Source organism: Paraburkholderia phenazinium (genome assembly GCF_900141745.1).
Lineage (GTDB): Bacteria > Pseudomonadota > Gammaproteobacteria > Burkholderiales > Burkholderiaceae > Paraburkholderia > Paraburkholderia phenazinium_B.
Map to the genome: position 1 here is coordinate 215,331 of NZ_FSRM01000002.1, position 16,989 is coordinate 232,319.

Genomic DNA, 16,989 nt, shown 5'->3' on the forward strand with positions numbered 1-16,989 from the left:
ATCGCGCGCAAGCGAAACGAATCGTTTTGATAGCGCTTCACAGCATGAATTGCTGCGAGCGTGGAGGCAGGCGGCTCACAGCCCGCCGGGACGGGCTGTACGGCGAGCGCAAGGAGATCTGGTAAGGGTTTGCCAGACCCAGGCGGCGTATTCTGGTGCTCGAGGCGCCGCCTGGGACGTGCTTTGCGGCCCACATACAGCGCAATTAAGCGTTCGCCGGAGTGGCGCGTGGCACTTTATGCTGCGACGAAAAAAAGCTCATCGTGAATCTTCCGATGCACGATGAGCCTGCCAAGGACATCACGTCACGCCGATCGCGTCACATCATGCCGCGTGATGGAGCAAAAATTTAGAACTGGTGGCGGATGGCGACACGAACCACGGTCTGGCTCGAGCTCGACGACGGTGCGTCGGTACCGAGCACGAAGCCGTCGTCCAGCACCGAGTTCGTCTTGTCGCCGGTCACGTCCTGGTACACGCCCTGGATGTAGACGTCGGTGCGCTTCGAGAGGTTGTAGTCGGCCATCAGACCGACCGTTTGGATCTTCGGCTTGACGTTGCCGGTCGAGGCATCGAAGTTCTCGATTGTGTAGACGTACTCCGCGCCGACATAGAACGCCGGGCTGATCTGATACTTGCCATTCACTTCGAGGTTCTGGAACTTCAGCGTGTTCAGCGTCGAACCGATGACGAGCGGCGCCGTTGTGCTGATGTAGCCGTTTGCCGTCGGATTCTTGTAGTTCGAGTTGGAGTATGCAAAGCCCACCGTCGCCGGGCCGAACGTGTAGTTGATGCCGGCGCCCCAGACGCGCATACGCTCGGCAATGAAGCTCGCGTCGTTGGTGGTGATCGCGCCGCCAGTGGTCCCGCCAGGATTGTCCGCTTGCATATACGCGGCGGCTACCAGCAGGCCGCCGTTGGTGTATTGACCGCCGAAGCTGTAGGCGCGATCGTTGGCGAAGCCGGTATCGTTACTGAACGCGTACGCCCCGCCGAACTGGAAGCCACCGATATTCGGGCTCGCGTACTTCACGGCATTGTCCAGACGGAACGAGTTGTCGCTATTGTCGTTGTCGTACGGGTGGGCAAACAGATAGCCGGCCCAGTTGCCGTTGGCGGTGGTTTGCGCAAAGTAATCGACCACGGAGTCGTACTGGCGGCCGAACGTGACCGTACCGTACGTGTTGCTTGCCAGACCAACGTATGCCTGACGTCCGAACAGACGGCCGCCCTCAGCGAGCGCGCCGTTACTTGCGTTAAAGCCGTTTTCCAACTGGAAGATGGCCTTCATGCCGCCGCCCAGATCTTCCGAACCCTTGAAACCCCAACGGCTGCCCTCTGCATAGCCGCTCGCCATCTCGAACTCGCGGCCACCGCCGACGTTGCTCGTGTAGTTGATGCCCTGGTCGATCACGCCATACAACGTGACGCTACTTTGGGCAAATACGGGGGCGGCACATGCGGCTAATACAGCCAATGCAATGAACTGCTTTCTCATTACGATCTCCGGGTTCTTGGATATATAAACGACGCGCTTTTTTCGAACTGCCACGCAGGGTTCAATGGCAAACTTCGTTGATGGTTGCGGTTCATAAACACGCAACGGGACGGATGCTTGCACGCTCGTGGCGGGTCGTCCATCGAGATTGAGACGGAAGCGAAAAAGCGTTGTGTAATACCAACCTGGAGAGATGCAATGCTCAGCATTGACTTCGCGCAGACCCCTTAAATGAAGTCATTTCCGCGCTTTGCCACCCTCGTTGAAAGCTCAACGTTTTGTACTGCGATACGCTGCCATATCGCTTGCGCAGCGCACCAAATTTCACGCCTTCAAAGAACGATCCTGTGTGAAATTTGAACCGGCTTATTTGATAAGGATCACATATTAAATAATGCAACTGATATCCCAGACTTCCGGTTTTGCGATTTAACGGGAGGGCGCATCGCATCGCCATGGATCGCTGCATCTGAGCTTTGCATTTTGCGTTTTACGTTTCCCGTGCCGCGCCGTGCTGTCTAAAAGCCGGCTCTGTCTCACGTTCTGTGAACGCCAAAGCTTTCAACCAGCCTTCATAAAAAATAGCGAATTCACCTTGCTTTTCTAGACGCAGCTAATTTTGACCAGATATCATCCGGGAAAACCCGAACATGCCACCGCTACGCAGATGCCGTTTCCTGCGACCGATGTGGTCATGCGCGGGTGATGTAGTCCGTCGTCGAGCGGGCTGTGGGCCGGTGATCCCGGCTCACAGCCCAGGTCGGCGGCCTGAAGCTGGCGGTTCCATCCGCCCTGTCGCAGTCGGCCACAAGCCGGTCTCGACCTCCTAGCCTGGATATCATCGATCATGATTGCTGTCGCGTTTTCACGCGTCGCCGGCCGCCTGCTGGTTGCGGACCCGGGACTCGTACGCCTCCACACTGCCTTGCGCGCCGCGCTCGCCTGCCTCCTGAGCGGCATCGCCTGCGTCGCATGGACGGCCGGTCATCACCAGCCCGTCACCCTTGCTGCCCTCGGCGTCCTGTTCAGCATGATCGCGCCGCTATTCGTGCGCGACGCGCGCCGCAGCGCGTGGTTCGTCACCCTGTTCAACCTCTATCTGTGCGGCTGCGTGAACTTCGCCGTCGCCGCCGCGTTGAGCCGCTATCCGCTCGCGGGCGATGCCGGCTTCCTGCTCGTCATGTTCGCCGGCATGCTCTGCCAGGCTTGCGGTCCGCGAGCGCTTGGCTGCGCGATGATCGGTGTGGTTACGTTCTATCTTGGGCTGTATCTGCATCCTTCGGCCGCCCAGGTTGCGCAGACCATTGCGTTGTCGACGGTCGGCCCAGCGATGGTGGCGCTCGTCGGACGACTGATCGTACCGATACACGCCGAGCGGACCTTGCGCCTGGCGGTGCATACCGTCACGCTGCGCGCCGAACGCGTGTTGGCTGCCACGCGAACTGCGCAGATGCCTGGCGTCGCCAGCGCCGCGCGCGTCTCCGAACTGAATGAGGCCGCGCTCGCGCTGGAAGAACAACTCGCACTGCTGAACCCTCCTGACGCCGCTACGCTGCGCGAACGGCTCGTCGAACTCGAGGTGGCGGCGGGACAGACCGCATTCGGCTCGGCATCGGAAGAGGCGGACACCAATCCGCTACGCAGGGCCGTCGAACGGCTCAGGCAAGCCGCGCGGCCGCGGCGCGTCTCGCAGACGTCGCCTGCAGCACGCGGCAAAAAGACCGCCGCCGAGTGGATCGGCGAGATCCGTTCGAAGCTCGCCTGGCTGCCGGCGGCACGTGCCACCACTGCGGCTTTGCTCGCCATGGTGATCGGCCACTCGCTCTCGCCGGAGCGCTGGTTCTGGGCGGTCATCACCACCTTCGTCGTGTTTCTCGGCACCCGCTCGCGTGCCGATACCGTCTATCGAGGCGCGCAACGGCTGGCCGGGACGCTCGCAGGCGCACTCGCCAGCATGCTGCTGGCAACCTCGCTGCACGGGGAGCCGCTGCTGATGGCCGTGGCCATGGTGCTGTGCGTGTTCGGCTGGGCGTACTACATCCTGAATGCGTATGCGCCGGGCGTGTTCTTTATCACGGTTCTGGTCGGCCTCGTCTATGGACAACTGGGCTTTGCGATGGGGCCGTTGGTCGAGTTGCGCATCGAAGAAGTGATGGTGGGCTGCGTCGTATCGTTTGCCGTCGCCATTCTGATGATGCCGCTCGCAGCGACGCGCCATGTCGAGACGCGAATCGCCGCCGTACTCGCGGCACTCCGGCAGGTGGTGCGGCTTGCTACACAACCCGATGCGCGACAACCGGACGGCACCGCGGCAAGCGCCGCAATGCGCACGCTGGACCGAAGCTGGCATGACCTGCGCGTTGCATTGCGACCGTTGCAAACCCAACGGGTGTTCGTGTGGAACCCGGGCGTCGAACTCGCTACGGGGTCCATGCTCAGTTGCCTGCACTGGGCCCGCGTGTTGAGCCGGCCCGAAGAAGCCGCGCTTGTGCCCGGGCATGTTGGGCAAGCGGTATCGAACGATGCCGGCGTGGCGTACGCCGCGTCAATCCTCACGCGACTCGACGCGATGATTGCGCGTTATCACGGCTCCCCCGCTTCGCCAGCAACTGGCGAGCGGCTCGAGGCCACCGCAAGTGCGGTGGAGATGGCCATTGATCGAGGCCATGCACAGACCTTGGCGCAACTGGACGGTGCCGTGGCGCAACTCGCCGACCGGCTTGCTCATCCCAATGCCAGCACGCAGAAGCGCCTGAACTGGGCGTTGCGAGCCAGGAGCGCCTAGTACGCAGTTCGCGCTGCTCGTGGTGGGCCGGTAGCGTTATCGATCCATCCTGTCGTCTCAAACGACGGATAAACGGCGCGAATTGATACGTTCAGCCTTCCCGCTGCCCCCCCTTCCGACACACAAAACCCCGCACCCTGCTACCCTTGGCGTTCCGCAACGCCTCGGGTGATATATCCTGTGGCCCTGCGTCTCCCTTTGCTACCCCGACCAACCTTGTCTGACCTGTCAGCCTGAAAGGCCGAAGCGATGTCCGATACCCCGATCCCTGCTGCTGTTACGCACGAACCACAAGCGGTGTCCGTGCAGGTCACTCCCAGTGCAATCTTCATTGTTGCGACCATCAACCCCGACCCGGCCAGTCGTGCAACCGTGCGAGCCTGGTGCGCCGATATTGCCGCGCTGGTGCGCTCGGTCGGCAAGCGTGTACCGGCCGGCGGCCTGTCCTGTGTCTGCGGCTTCGGCTCAGAGGCTTGGGATGCGCTGTTCGGCGCGCCGCGCCCAGCCGGCCTGCATCCGTTCCGCGAATTCGGCTCCGGCGAGCGGCTCGCAGTGGCGACGCCCGGCGATATCCTGCTGCACATCCGTGCCAACCAGATGGACCTGTGCTTTGAGCTGGCTACGCAACTGATGGGCCGGCTCAGCGGCGCCGTGACCACGGTCGACGAAATCCACGGTTTTCGTAACTTCGATCAGCGCGCCATGATTGGCTTTGTGGACGGCACCGAGAATCCAACCGGTAACGAAGCTGTCACGTTCACGGTGGTCGGCGAGGAAGATCCCGAGTTTGCCGGCGGCAGCTACGTGCTCACGCAGAAGTATCTGCATGACATGACCGGCTGGAACGGGCTGTCGGTCGAGACGCAGGAGCGCATCATTGGGCGCACCAAACTCTCCGACATCGAACTGGACGAGGCGGTGAAGCCCACCAACTCGCACAGTTCGCTCACGACGATCGACGACAACGGCGAAGAGGTCAAAATCCTGCGCGACAACATGCCGTTCGGCCGACCGGGCTTCGGCGAGTTCGGCACGTACTTTATCGGCTATGCGCGCTCGCCTGCGCCGATCGAACAGATGCTCGAAAATATGTTCGTCGGCCGGCCGCCTGGCAACTACGACCGGCTGCTCGACTACAGCCGCGCGGTCACGGGTGGCCTGTTCTTTGTGCCTTCGGCTCCCCTGCTTGAAGCGCTGGCCGAGCGCGATCCCGCCGCAGTAGCGACACCCGTCAATGAATCCGAATCCCCGCCGTCTGCCGAACCGCTCAGCGATGGTTCGCTGAACATCGGCTCTCTCAAAGGAGCACCTCAACATGAATAATCTGCATCGCGAACTCGCGCCTATATCCGCGGCCGCCTGGTCGGAGATCGAGGAAGAAGTCGCACGGACCTTCAGACGTTCTGTGGCGGGTCGCCGTGTGGTCGATGTGAAAGGGCCTGGTGGACCGAGTCTGTCTGCCGTTGGCACGGGTCATCAGTCCACCATTGCGCCGCCGCAGCCTGGTATCAGTGCGCGGCAGCGCGAAGTGAAAGCGCTAGTGGAATTGCGCGTGCCGTTCGAATTGACGCGCGACGCGATCGACGATGTGGAACGTGGCGCGGAAGACTCGGACTGGCAGCCGGCTAAAGATGCCGCGCAGCAACTGGCCTATGCCGAGGACCGTGCGATTTTCGACGGTTATAAGGCGGCGAATATTGTCGGCATTCGCGAGGGTTCGTCGAATCCCAAGCTGAGTCTGCCGGCGGATTTGAGCGACTATCCCGCGGTGATCGCGAAGGCGCTCGAGCAATTGCGTCTTGCCGGGGTCGATGGGCCGTATTCGGTTTTACTGGGCGCGGATGCGTATACGGCTGTTAGCGAGGCGAGTGACCAAGGGTATCCGGTGCTCGCGCATCTCAAGCGACTGGTGAATACCGAGATTATCTGGGCGCCAGCTATCGATGGTGGGAGCGTGCTTTCCACACGTGGTGGCGACTTCGATCTGCATATTGGGCAGGATCTGTCGATTGGGTATCTCAGCCACACTGATCAGGTGGTGAGGCTGTATCTGCAGGAGACGTTGACGTTTTTGATGTTGACGAGTGAGGCTTCGGTGGCGGTGTTGCCGGAGTGAGGGTGATGCGGAGGCGCCGCAGGATAGAGGCCACATAAAAGTACGGGCCGCAATCGTCTCCAGTGATCCCGGTGCAACCATCGAACATCGTTCGCTCGTTGCACCGAACCGCAGTTGCTTACTCTTCTGACGGTTTGTCGGTCGGTGCCTCTGTAAAAGTCATGTATTGCTTTATGTCAGGCTGACCTAGTGCGATCAGACTGAGCACGCCAGCACCAAACCGACGCGCAAATTCATCGTCGAGTCTGAACTCGAATTCGTCCAGCAAAACGGGCATTTCAATTGCCCCCTTCAAAGCAGGGGCCATCCTCGCTTTCTCGACCGACTGCAGGATCAACTGCTGACGATCCTGGTCATAGGTTACTACCACGGAACATGGCGGAAATTGAATCATCAGTGCCCCCTGCAATCTTGATAGTCAGCAAATGCGTTCTGCTTGCAAAGCGCGAGGCCAGCCAACCCACCCATATATTTGGCAAGCGCGTTGCATTTGAACATATCGCGCTCATACTTCGCATGACACTCCGCCTCGAGCCACTCTTTATCACCGCTACCTGCACATTTAACCATTCCACCGTCACGGCCGCCAGCTCCGAACAGCGCGCTATAGAGCGTTGATCTCTTCGCAGAGCCGGTCAAATCCGGCACCAGAGCGGGATAAGGAATCTGCGCCTGATCGCTCAGCATCAGCTCCGTTGTCTCACCCCAATCCGGCAACGCCTCGCTCAATTCGTCGCCAAACAGCTTCCCCGGCAGTTTCGCTTTCCACGCCATATAGCATTCAACGCAGAGCCTTGGCACGCCATCGGGATGGGTTACCGAAGCAAGATTCCCCTTGCCGTCGTACGCGTACCGCGTTGCATTGCCCAACGGATCCACCGTGGCAACAATGCGATCGTTATCGTCATACTGAAAATCGATCTTTAGCTTGTCCGGCCCTATGTTATCGACCGCGAACTAGTTCACCAGCACCATCCGGCCTTTGTAATCAAACCCGAACTTGCGCAACGTCCCTGTACGGGTCGTCTCGGAGTAGATCAGGCCGATGTTGGCCGAGTAACGTTTTATAACTCGCCTTGCACACAAAAATGCGGACAGGTTCGGTCGTCCCGCTGCAATCACATTGAGCACCACAACTCCAAGCTGTCGCGCCAATTCATCGTCAAACTTGAATTCGTCACCGTCTAAAAAAGACGGTACTTCCATAACTCCACTCACTAGAGGAGCCAGCTTGGCTGAATCTACAGCCTGCATGATCAACTGCTTAGTATCTTCGGTGTAGGTCAGAACCAAGGAATACAGTGAGGGATGCGTGCAACGGGGGCAACGTCAGTCCGCACTCATCCTGCAAAATCGTATTTCAGACGCTTGCTCCGCTTCTTCGACCGTCCAAGATTCGCGCACCGTCCGCCCCTTGCCTCTGCCGCCGCCTGGATTCTGGCGAGAGGCAGGCGCCTACGCTTATAGACACAGATCACCGTGATACCTTCGCGGTTCCATGGTCGCATTTCCACTCAGCTTTTAAATATCGATCCCTGCTCAAAAATCACAGGGCGTGATTTTTCCTACGCCTCGTCGCTGTAAGCAACCAGGCTCCACGTCACATCGGTATGGTGCTGGCGCATCCCAAGCAACGCGTCGAGTCCCGGTATGGCACGCGGCTGGGTTATGGTGAGGCGCGGCATGATTTCTCCCTTGCCGATACGCTGTGTCGCGTCCGGACTGAAACCCGCCCATTGTTTCGCACACCACACGCCATCCTGCGGGCAGAACTCGTTGGTGCGAGCCGTGGCGCCAAGCGGCAAACGGTTGTCCTTTTTAGCCGGCGTGAGAGGCAGGCCGGTCGCAGGGTCGAGGTTTTTCTCACGGGCCAGCTTTGTAACCAGCGACTCGGCAGGCTTCTGCGGTGGCTGGGCGGCGTCCTGCTCCTTCTGCCACTGGAACGTACCATCCCACTCCGGTAGCTTCGCGGGAGGCAGCGGCACGATCCGGTCGATGTCCGGGACCTTCGGATTCAGGCCGTCGTTGTCGTCGATAAACCTGCCGATCAGTTCATAGCGGCGTGAGCGCTCTGGATCATGAGTAAGTGCCAGAAAGAAAAGCTTATTACTTGGTGGTGGTCCACTAAACCCTTCTTGAAGGGCTAGTGCGGATTGCGTATCACCAGCTTTCACACCCTTCTGAAATGCCACGACTGCTTCGGGATACAGATTGTTGGTCGAGAAGTCTATACCAAGATAATTTGCAGCTTTGCCATATCCCTGGTCAGTTGCGCACTCCATCATCTGCCGCGAAATGTCCGGCGCGCGATCCTTTGGGGAAAGCAGGTCGCCGACATAGTATTGCCCTTCGGGGCTACCGAGATCTGCGGCCTTGCGGAAATAGATCCTCGCCTTCCTCTCGTCCTGCTTCACTCCATAGCCGAGTTCGAGGTAGTGGCCCATGTCGTAGTAGCCGCCCGGGATGCCCGCAGCAATCAACTGTTCGGCCAGGTCAATCGTTTCCGTTGCCGCGTGGGGCGACGATGCCTGTCCGGTGGACACCAGCAGTTGCAGGTTGTGGTTGGCCTTGTAATGACCATGCGCGGCGGCAATCCGGTAGTAGCGCGCAGCAGCATTGAAGTCCTTCGGGCCGGGTTTCTTTTCGAGGAACAGGGCATATTTGAACAGCGTATCAGCCCGCGGATCGAGCGGCTGCAGGTGGTCCGCCTCGTGAGCGCAGGTAAAGGCCAGTTTCGCGCGCACGGCGCTCCATTCGGCTTGAGTGGGCATCGGATTATCCTTGTTCGAACAGGCGCTGAGCGCAAGCGCCAGGCAGATCGCAATTGATGTGCTTCGTTTCTTCATCGTTCAGTCCAGCCGCAAACGGCTCGCGCCCGTCCACATGAATCCAATGAGTGATGCGATGGGAGCTAGTGCGATCTTTTGATTGCCGGCATTTCGAGCAATTGTCTGTTCCCAATACTTGCTCGCGATTTGAGGGTCATCCTGCACCCCCTGCCCGTTTGTATGGATATTCCACAGGTGCCTTCGCAGCGACTGCGTCACGTCCATGCGCTCGTGACAGATGTTCAGTTCGCTGTCCACTTCCATGCTGCGCCGGTCGACGTTGGCCGAACCGGGTGTCCTACGCCTCGTCGCTGTAGGCAACCAGGCTCCACGTCACATCGGTATGGTGCTGGCGCATCCCAAGCAACGCGTCGAGTCCCGGTATGGCACGCGGCTGGGTTATGGTGAGGCGCGGCATGATTTCTCCCTTGCCGATCCGCTGTGTCGCGTCCGGACTGAAACCCGCCCATTGTTTCGCGCGCCAGACGCCATCCTGCGGGCAGAACTCGTTGGTGCGAGCCGTGGCGCCAAGCGGCAAACGGTTGTCCTTTTTAGCCGGCGTGAGAGGCAGGCCCGTCGCAGGGTCGAGGTTTTTCTCACGGGCCAGCTTTGTAACCAGCGACTCGGCAGGCTTCTGCGGTGGCTGGGCGGCGTCCTGCTCCTTCTGCCACTGGAACGTACCATCCCACTCCGGTAGCTTCGCGGGAGGCAGCGGCACGATCCGGTCGATGTCCGGGACCTTCGGATTCAGGCCATCGTGGTCGCTGAGAAACTTCCAGATCAGTCCGTACCGGCGTGAGCGTTCAGAATCTTTGGACTGTCCGACGTAATAGATTTCATCCGATGGATTCGTATCGAATCCATTTTGCAGAAATGACGACGATTGCGCATCACCAGCCTGCACCCCCTTCTGGAACGCCTCGACAGCTTCCTCATAAAGTTTGGCGTCCATCAGGTCAATGCCCAAATAGCTGCCAGCCTTGCCATATCCCTGATCGACGGCACATTCCATCATCTGCCGTGAAATGTCCGGCGCGCGATCCTTTGGGGAAAGCAGGTCACCGACATAATATTGCCCTTCGGCGCTACCAAGGTCAGCGGCCTTGCGGAAATAGATCCGCGCCTTCTTCTCGTCCTGCTTCACGCCGTAACCGAGTTCGAGGTAGTGACCCATGTCGTAGTAGCCGCCCGGGATGCCCTCAGCAATCAACTGTTCGGCCAGATCAACCGTTTCTGTGGCCGCGTGGGGCGACGATGCCTGCCCGGTGGAGACCAGCAGTTGGAGGTTGTGGTTAGCCTTGTAATGACCATATGCCGCGGCAATCCGATAATAGCGGGCGGCCGCATCGTAGTCTTTCGGGCCGGGTTTCTTTTCGAGGAACAGGGCATATTTGAACAGCGTATCAGCCTGCGGATCGAGCGGCGGCAGGTGGTCCGCCTCATGGACGCAGGTAAAGGCCAGTTTCGCGCGCACGGCGCTCCATTCGGCTTGAGTGGGCATCGGATTATCCTTGTTCGAACAGGCGCTGAGCGCAAGCGCCAGGCAGATTGCAATTAATTTGCTTCGTTTCTTCATCGTTCAGTCCAGCCGCAAACGACTCGCGCCAGTCCACATGAAACCAACAAGCGAGGCGATCGGTGTCTCGGCGTTTTTTTGTTTTCCCTTATTCCGGCCGATGATGTCCTCCCAAGTTTTCGCTGCTATTTCTGGGTCATCCTGCGCGCCTCGACCATCCGTATGAATATTCCACAGGTGCCTTCGCAGCGGCTGCGTCACGTCCATCCGTTCGTGGCAGATGTTTAGCTCGCTATCCACCTCCATGCTGCGCCGGTTGATGTTGGCCGAACCATGCGTGAGAAACACGTCGTCAACGATCATGATCTTGCTGTGAACGTAAACTGGCGTCCACGCACTACCAGGCGGCGAGTCGGGCGCAACCAGCGAACAGACGTGAACCTTGAGACCCGGAATCGGCTGCGGCAGAACCGCCTTACCTGCGTTGAGGTTGTCGTCATACTGCTGTTGCAGCTTCGCCTGCCCGGCTTGCGCTGCGTCAATCGCGCGTTGTGCGTCGGCCTGTTCCCGCGGGCTGCTCGCGTCGCGCATCTGCGTGTTCGCCGCCGTAACCTCTTTCCGGACATCCTGTAATGCGGAGCCGAGCGCGTCACTGCGCTCTTCCTTCGCGATGACCGGAATGGTGTCCGCGCGGCCAAGGCTATTGAGCATGTCATAGGTCGTTCCAGGCCCCTGCCCGATACCGTCCTTGTTCGCGTTGGTCACAACAAAAAGATGAACTGGCTTTGCCGGATCACGTCCGGCGCAGATCTGTGCCTGTACCGCGCTCTTGATCTTTTCCGCAAGAGCCGGCCAGCGAAAATACTGATTCTCGATATAGATGAATTTCGTTGCGTTATTGACCGCCTGAAGGTAAAGCGCCCTGATGTTACGCACGCCCTCCTGCGACTGCGTGCGGCTGATCTGCGCCATGACGCGTGTACCGATCCTGTCGCGCGGTTCTAACTGCGCCGCAAATCCACTACGCTTTGCGAGCAGGTCTTCCTTCGCATCACGTTGCCACGCCCAGCAAAAATTGTCGTTCAGATGTTCGAGAATCGGCCCCGCGACGATGGCCGACATGTCCTGCCGTGGCGTATCACCATTGCGCCCCAGGCCCGGCGTTTTCTTCGCGTAGCTGTGACGGTCATCGTCCCAATAGGCATCCAGCGTGTTATGTCCCATCACGAAGCCCACAGCAACTTCCGGCGCTTCATAGTCGATCAGCACCATTTTCTGGTGATGGGAGGGTTCCGCACCGTATGCGCCAATAGTCCCGGATGTTGGGCCATCGCCGCTTCCCCGCATGAGCTTTTCCCGATACATGATCTCCTCGCGGTCGTGCAGCGAGAAGTCACGCGTCACCAGTTCGATGCCGATATCCCTGAAGGACTGCGAACCGAACATCTGGTACGGGTCCTGTCTGAGTGCGGTATACATCTGCGATCCGGCAGGCGCTGCACCCGAAGGTTTGCCGCCTGCCGGCAACCGGGCATTGTGATACCAGTTCCGGTCGTAGGCGATCTGATATGCATCCTCGTTCTGTGTCATGAACCGCGCACCCTCGGTCCACCCCGGCACCTCCTGTTCGCCGATCTGCGCGATCCAGGCGGAATCGAGCCAGCACAGGATGCGAACCTTGACACCCGCTTTGGCCTTCCTGATGAGCAGATCGCCAATACGCAGCGATTTGCCACCGTCCCGTTTGAAATACATCGACGGCTGGAAACCCCAGCAGATGTAATCAATGGTACGTGTCGCCTTGTCAATGGCGTCATAGAGTGCTCCGAACGCCTCGTGGCCGTTCACAAGCGGCGTGTAGTTGGCAGCCTTTGGGCGATATTCCGTCTTCTGCACGAACCACGGCAGGGTTATCACCGCGCTCCGCGTGCACGACAGCGCGATGGGTACGGTAATCGGCGGTTGCTGGGTCATGGTCAGGCATCCGTATCAAGCAGTTCGTCATAGTCGGCGCGGTGCTGCGCGCGATCAACCGCGCCAGCATTCGTACCGCTTTGCCCCTCGTAGAAGTGAAAGCCTCCATTGGCGAGCGCACCGTTAGTCAGCCTGCGCAAGCTGCAACGGATGCGTCAGAACAATGCGCACCTCGGTGGGTGCGCCCATCTTTTCGGTCGCTTCGAACGAGACGACCGAGAGCGCCGCCGCGCTGTCCGTGCCGGCCACATCGAGGAAATACGCCTGCCGTCCTGTGAGCAGGTTTGCAACCCGATCGAATTCCGCCATACACAAGTCCCTGTTTTCTGATTGTTGGTCCGCGCTGTGCGAGGCGCCGCACCCGGCGATCGGACACGTCCGGAAAGTGCCGATGCGAGTTTCAAAAGGTTTTGAAATTCGAACGCGTTGCTGTTCAACAAAAACAGAGCGTCGGAAAGGCACCCTTCCGGAGAAATGTGTGGCGAATGACGAACCACGCCCGATATAGTAGAGTGGTTTTTCATCCCAAAAAACCACTCTGCAATCCGGTTATCGAGTCACTTTTCCCTTCTTCAATGATAGGGACTACGAAAAATCACACTCTATGATTTTTCTGAAGCGGTAACGATAACGGAAGTGGACGCTGATGCCTTTCACCCCGGCATGCCCCCGGCCAGACAGGCCGCTGCCGCCGTTCACGACGCGGCCATGGTCGGCGGCGGTGAGCTTCAGGAGCGGGCCGTCACGACGATACGGAGAACCGAAGGCCGTTTGCCAACAACTACGTCGTTGAATTCAAACGGAATAGATGTTTGTAGACCTTGTGCGTCGCGGGGTAGACTTATCCACAGACTTCGTTCATAAGCCTGTGGATAATCTAAGAGCAAGCGAGCCAAGCCATTGATGTAGCGGGTTAACCGCGCGCTGCTTCGGGCGCGCCGCCAGCGCTAGCAGCGGCCTTCGCAGCGAGCCACCAACTATCGCGGCCCCACGCGCCGATAGTCGGCTGCACATTTTCTGCGACCGGGCGACGTGATGAATGATTCTGCGCGTTGCGCGCTATCGTCCGTTCTGGCACGGCGGCGGATGCTGTCTCCGGAGTGCTGCCTGAAACGGCAGCGGCGGCACGTACTCCAGACCAAGTTGCACGGACTGCGCGGTGACTTCATCGGTTAGCTTGGCAGCCAGTGTCAACGCAAGTCGATCCCCGCCGTCACACCGCGCGCTTGCCCTCTAGCAAAACCCGCCGCGCCTAGAACGAGTGAACCTTACATACCGACGTGACGTACCGCGCCCCAAGCACCAGATGCCGCATGTGATGTATGACGTCGGTGACGCCGCCTCCGCCTGGTACGCGACTGAATAGGCGCCTCTTACTTCCCCGTCACCACCAGCCTAAGCTTGGCCGCCCCAGCCGTCGTCGCGGTAATCTGCGTGCGCTTGCCGCGCGCTCCCAAATAGAAATGCTGTCGCGCCGGCGAGTTCTGATCGTGGGTCGCATCGGGCAAGCACGAAGCGATATCCGCAGCCACCGACTGAAGCGCGTCTGCACTCGAGCCCGCGTCATGATGCGGCGTCCACAGACACTGATAGCTGTCGTGACTCGCGTTGCATTGCGCATCGTCACCGTAGGGTTGCGCGACGCCGTTCACCTCTGCCTGACTAAGCCCGGTAAACCCATCCGGCGCAGCGGCGACGATGCGTTTCAACGCCGCGCAGGGAGACGGGGCATCGTCGGCCAACACGACCGTGGGCAACAACACAGCAAGCGCTGCTGCGCCCAACGTGAGGTGCAAAATGGGGCGGTTGAAGTGCTTCATTAGCGTGATTCCTTATAGAGGATCTTTCAGGTTGTGTGCTGCCATCTGCGCACACACTTCCGCCTCTCTCCGCCAGCACGTTTCATGCCGCCCGCCACTCGCCGGACGAGCATCTTCAATCCCCCATCCCCTCCGCATCCTCCAGCGGCACCGCGCTTCGCGTACGCAGCCTCTTACGGATCTCCGAATCGAGAATCAGCCTTCCGCGCAACTTACCCTTCATCCGTTTGACGTAGCGCGGCGCCTCGGTCATGTGAATCACCATCAGTTCGCGCACCTTCTCGACATCGCGAGCGCGCGCCGCTTTCGTGATGGCCTTGTGAATCTTCACGTTAGCCTCACCGAAGCGTTCATGTTCGGACTGCGGCGTATCGTTACGAAACTCGATCAGTTGCCGGATCATTTCGTTGATCAACTCGCAGCTAAATCGCAAGAACGGATTCGGATTCGCCGCCGCAAGGATGTCGTGGAAATTCACGTCCTCCTGACGCTGCTTCAGGATATCGCTCACACCATGTGCCGCGGCCGGTTTATCGCAGCATGCGATGCTCGCATCGAGCGCGGCGAAATCCTGCTCGGTCAGATGCGGCACCGCACCCGCTGCGAGTTCCGGTTCGAGCAACTGCCGCACCGTATAGATATCGTCGATGGTGACGTCCTTGAAGAACAGATAGTTCTGCAGCAACTGCAGCGTGCGATCCAGCGGCACTTCCACCACCATGCCGCCGCCGTTCGGCCCGGTCGTCACCTTAATGAGTCCCTGCACCTCCAGCGATTTGAGTGCCTCGCGAATCGTGCTCTTGCTCACCGAAAACAGCGCCTGCAATTCGACCTCGCGCGGCAGACGGTCGCCCGGTTTCAGGTCTTTCTCGGTGATGAGCCGCTTGATCTCTTCGGCGACCAGATCGGGGCGCTTCTGCTGCTTGATTTCAATCGCGACGCCACCCTTGGCTCGATCCATGACCATCTTCGATGCTCCTCATGTGCGCCTGTCGGCGCCTGCCCACCCCTGCTACGGGCAAACCCGTAGTCGCCGCCGGCGGGTAGCCGGCCCGCTGCGGGACGGGAATTTTGCCTTATTGACACCCGAATTTATTGTACCTAGCATCGGGTTCATTCTATTTATCATGATAAATAGATCCAGTCAGCGCGGTCAAAAAAGACCGTGCGGCGGCCAGCCCGGTTTCGCAGTCGGTTGCATGCGTGTCTCTTTCCACCAAGGAGCGTCATTTTGAATCGCCGAAATATGTTGAAGCTGGCCGCTCTGTCGGCCGTCCCCGGAACGCTCGGCTCGCTGGTTACGCGTAGCGCGTTTGCCCAGGGCGAGCCGCTCCAGTTCGCCTGCCCCGTGCCGATGTCGGGCGCCTTTGCCGCCAATGGCAAATACGCGGATCTCGGCATGAAGCTCGCTATCGAACAGTACGGCAAGGTGCTCGGCGAACCGCTCTCGTACACAGTGCTCGACACGGAAGGCAAACCGGCCACCGCTGTGCGTCGCGTGCAAGAAATCGCTCAACAAAAGAACGTGCGCTATTTCGCGGGCGGTATTCTGTCCTCCGAAGCATTGGCCATGGCCAGCGAAGTCGAGAAGGACGGCGGCGTATTCATCACCACCGCCGGCGCCGATGAAATCACCGGAAAGGACTGCAATAGCGCGACCTTCCGCTGGTCGGTGCCGACCTTCGGCGCCATCGATCAGACCGTGCGCCCGCTCATCCAGATGCTGCCCAAGGCCAAGCGCTGGTACACCATCACACCGCAATACGTGTTCGGCGACGGTTTGCTGTCCGCGGCGAAAGCGGTGTTTCAGGAGAAGGGTATCGAGCACGTGGGCAACAGCTACCACTCGCTCACCGAGAAGGAATTCAGCGGCTATTTGACCAACGCCGTCGCCGCCAAACCCGACGTGCTGCTCATCCTCAACTTCGGCTCGCAATCGTCGGATACGCTGCGTCAGGCCATCAGCTTTGGCATGAAGAACAACTGCACGATCCTGATTGCATGGGCCTCCGGGCTCGAGCAGTTCCAGGCGCTCGGCGCCGACCTGTGCGACGGTGTCTACTTCGGCGCGCAGTACTGGCACGGCATCGACTCGCCGCTTAATCATGATCTCGTCGCACGCTCGAATGCGGCGTTCAAGGAGAATCCGAACTACAGCCTGGCGGGTTCGTACATCTGCACGAAGATCCTGCTCGACGGCATCGTCAAGGCGGGCTCGGCCGATCCGAAGAAGGTGGTCGCCGCGCTCGAGGGCATGAAGTACGCAGGCTTGACGGGTCCGGAGGAAGTACGCAAAGGCGACCATCAGGTCATCAAGAATTACTATTTGCTCAAGGGCAAGGCAAAGAACAAGATGAAGAACGCGGACGACTTCGCCGATATCGTCAGTTCCGGCCAGTCGTTCCTGCCGCTCGACAAAACCGGTTGCAAGCTGGCCTGATAGTCCTCGCGT

The 16,989-nt window shown here is 59.5% G+C and carries 14 protein-coding genes and 1 pseudogene; 4 read left to right on the forward strand and 11 right to left on the reverse strand.

From position 1 onward, the window contains the following. Positions 1–349 precede the first annotated feature (349 nt). Complete coding sequence (locus tag BUS06_RS21070; protein ID WP_074266387.1) at positions 350–1,498, reverse strand: porin; 1,149 nt, start codon at positions 1,496–1,498, stop codon at positions 350–352. A gap of 847 nt (positions 1,499–2,345) precedes the next feature. On the opposite strand from BUS06_RS21070, the gene BUS06_RS21075 reads away from it, so the two are divergent. From BUS06_RS21075 to BUS06_RS21085, 3 genes are all read left to right on the forward strand, one after another. After that, entirely contained in the window at positions 2,346–4,283 is a 1,938-nt protein-coding gene (locus BUS06_RS21075) for an FUSC family protein (RefSeq protein ID WP_074266388.1), read from the forward strand. Between the two features lie 249 nt (positions 4,284–4,532). Beyond that, the gene (locus tag BUS06_RS21080; RefSeq protein ID WP_143787627.1) at positions 4,533–5,606 is read left to right on the forward strand and encodes a Dyp-type peroxidase; all 1,074 of its coding nucleotides are present in this window, start codon (positions 4,533–4,535) and stop codon (positions 5,604–5,606) included. After that, complete coding sequence (locus tag BUS06_RS21085; RefSeq protein WP_074266389.1) at positions 5,599–6,399, forward strand: family 1 encapsulin nanocompartment shell protein; 801 nt, start codon at positions 5,599–5,601, stop codon at positions 6,397–6,399. Before BUS06_RS21080 ends, BUS06_RS21085 begins: the two co-directional genes overlap by 8 nt. A 118-nt stretch (positions 6,400–6,517) precedes the next feature. On the opposite strand, the gene BUS06_RS21090 is transcribed toward BUS06_RS21085, so the two are convergent. From BUS06_RS21090 to BUS06_RS21135, 10 genes and pseudogenes are all read right to left on the reverse strand, one after another. Next, positions 6,518–6,793 carry a hypothetical protein gene (locus tag BUS06_RS21090; protein WP_074266390.1) on the reverse strand — a complete coding sequence of 92 codons (276 nt, stop codon included), beginning with the start codon at positions 6,791–6,793 and terminating at the stop codon, positions 6,518–6,520. Then, entirely contained in the window at positions 6,793–7,269 is a 477-nt protein-coding gene (locus BUS06_RS21095) for an RHS repeat domain-containing protein (protein WP_143787628.1), read from the reverse strand. The genes BUS06_RS21090 and BUS06_RS21095 overlap by 1 nt, the downstream gene beginning before the upstream one ends. Before the next feature lie 87 nt (positions 7,270–7,356). After that, a complete protein-coding gene (locus BUS06_RS38265) occupies positions 7,357–7,653 on the reverse strand; it encodes a hypothetical protein (RefSeq protein WP_254368926.1) in 297 nt (98 codons plus the stop codon). Positions 7,654–7,964: 311 nt separating this feature from the next. Beyond that, positions 7,965–9,245, reverse strand: coding sequence for an SEL1-like repeat protein (locus BUS06_RS21105; protein WP_254368927.1), 1,281 nt, complete (start codon positions 9,243–9,245; stop codon positions 7,965–7,967). A gap of 3 nt (positions 9,246–9,248) precedes the next feature. Beyond that, positions 9,249–9,491: a hypothetical protein gene (locus tag BUS06_RS21110; protein WP_174567541.1), complete on the reverse strand. Its 243-nt coding sequence runs from the start codon at positions 9,489–9,491 to the stop codon at positions 9,249–9,251. Positions 9,492–9,525: 34 nt separating this feature from the next. Then, complete coding sequence (locus tag BUS06_RS21115) at positions 9,526–10,803, reverse strand: SEL1-like repeat protein (RefSeq protein ID WP_438803545.1); 1,278 nt, start codon at positions 10,801–10,803, stop codon at positions 9,526–9,528. A gap of 3 nt (positions 10,804–10,806) precedes the next feature. Beyond that, complete coding sequence (locus tag BUS06_RS21120; RefSeq protein ID WP_074266394.1) at positions 10,807–12,717, reverse strand: phospholipase D-like domain-containing protein; 1,911 nt, start codon at positions 12,715–12,717, stop codon at positions 10,807–10,809. Between the two features lie 126 nt (positions 12,718–12,843). Next, positions 12,844–13,026: pseudogene (locus BUS06_RS21125) on the reverse strand (hypothetical protein); the annotation flags it as partial. A 1,064-nt stretch (positions 13,027–14,090) separates the two neighbouring features. Further along, complete coding sequence (locus BUS06_RS21130; RefSeq protein ID WP_074266395.1) at positions 14,091–14,537, reverse strand: hypothetical protein; 447 nt, start codon at positions 14,535–14,537, stop codon at positions 14,091–14,093. 115 nt (positions 14,538–14,652) lie between these two features. Beyond that, a complete protein-coding gene (locus tag BUS06_RS21135; RefSeq protein ID WP_074266396.1) occupies positions 14,653–15,504 on the reverse strand; it encodes a FadR/GntR family transcriptional regulator in 852 nt (283 codons plus the stop codon). 264 nt (positions 15,505–15,768) lie between these two features. Between BUS06_RS21135 and BUS06_RS21140 the strand changes: the two genes are divergently transcribed. Further along, a complete protein-coding gene (locus tag BUS06_RS21140) occupies positions 15,769–16,977 on the forward strand; it encodes an ABC transporter substrate-binding protein (RefSeq protein ID WP_074266397.1) in 1,209 nt (402 codons plus the stop codon). Positions 16,978–16,989: the final 12 nt, after the last annotated feature.

Excerpts from the sequence above, each read along its gene's own strand:
- BUS06_RS21105 (WP_254368927.1), bottom strand. The coding sequence starts at position 9,245 with ATGAAGAAACGAAGCACATCAATTGCGATCTGCCTGGCGCTTGCGCTC.
- BUS06_RS21070 (WP_074266387.1), bottom strand. The coding sequence starts at position 1,498 with ATGAGAAAGCAGTTCATTGCATTGGCTGTATTAGCCGCATGTGCCGCC.
- BUS06_RS21080 (WP_143787627.1), top strand. The coding sequence starts at position 4,533 with ATGTCCGATACCCCGATCCCTGCTGCTGTTACGCACGAACCACAAGCG.
- BUS06_RS21130 (WP_074266395.1), bottom strand. The coding sequence starts at position 14,537 with ATGAAGCACTTCAACCGCCCCATTTTGCACCTCACGTTGGGCGCAGCA.
- BUS06_RS21085 (WP_074266389.1), top strand. The coding sequence starts at position 5,599 with ATGAATAATCTGCATCGCGAACTCGCGCCTATATCCGCGGCCGCCTGG.
- BUS06_RS21075 (WP_074266388.1), top strand. The coding sequence starts at position 2,346 with ATGATTGCTGTCGCGTTTTCACGCGTCGCCGGCCGCCTGCTGGTTGCG.
- BUS06_RS21120 (WP_074266394.1), bottom strand. The coding sequence starts at position 12,717 with ATGACCCAGCAACCGCCGATTACCGTACCCATCGCGCTGTCGTGCACG.
- BUS06_RS21115 (WP_438803545.1), bottom strand. The coding sequence starts at position 10,803 with ATGAAGAAACGAAGCAAATTAATTGCAATCTGCCTGGCGCTTGCGCTC.
- BUS06_RS21110 (WP_174567541.1), bottom strand. The coding sequence starts at position 9,491 with ATGGAAGTGGACAGCGAACTGAACATCTGTCACGAGCGCATGGACGTG.
- BUS06_RS21135 (WP_074266396.1), bottom strand. The coding sequence starts at position 15,504 with ATGGTCATGGATCGAGCCAAGGGTGGCGTCGCGATTGAAATCAAGCAG.
- BUS06_RS21090 (WP_074266390.1), bottom strand. The coding sequence starts at position 6,793 with ATGATTCAATTTCCGCCATGTTCCGTGGTAGTAACCTATGACCAGGAT.
- BUS06_RS38265 (WP_254368926.1), bottom strand. The coding sequence starts at position 7,653 with ATGCAGGCTGTAGATTCAGCCAAGCTGGCTCCTCTAGTGAGTGGAGTT.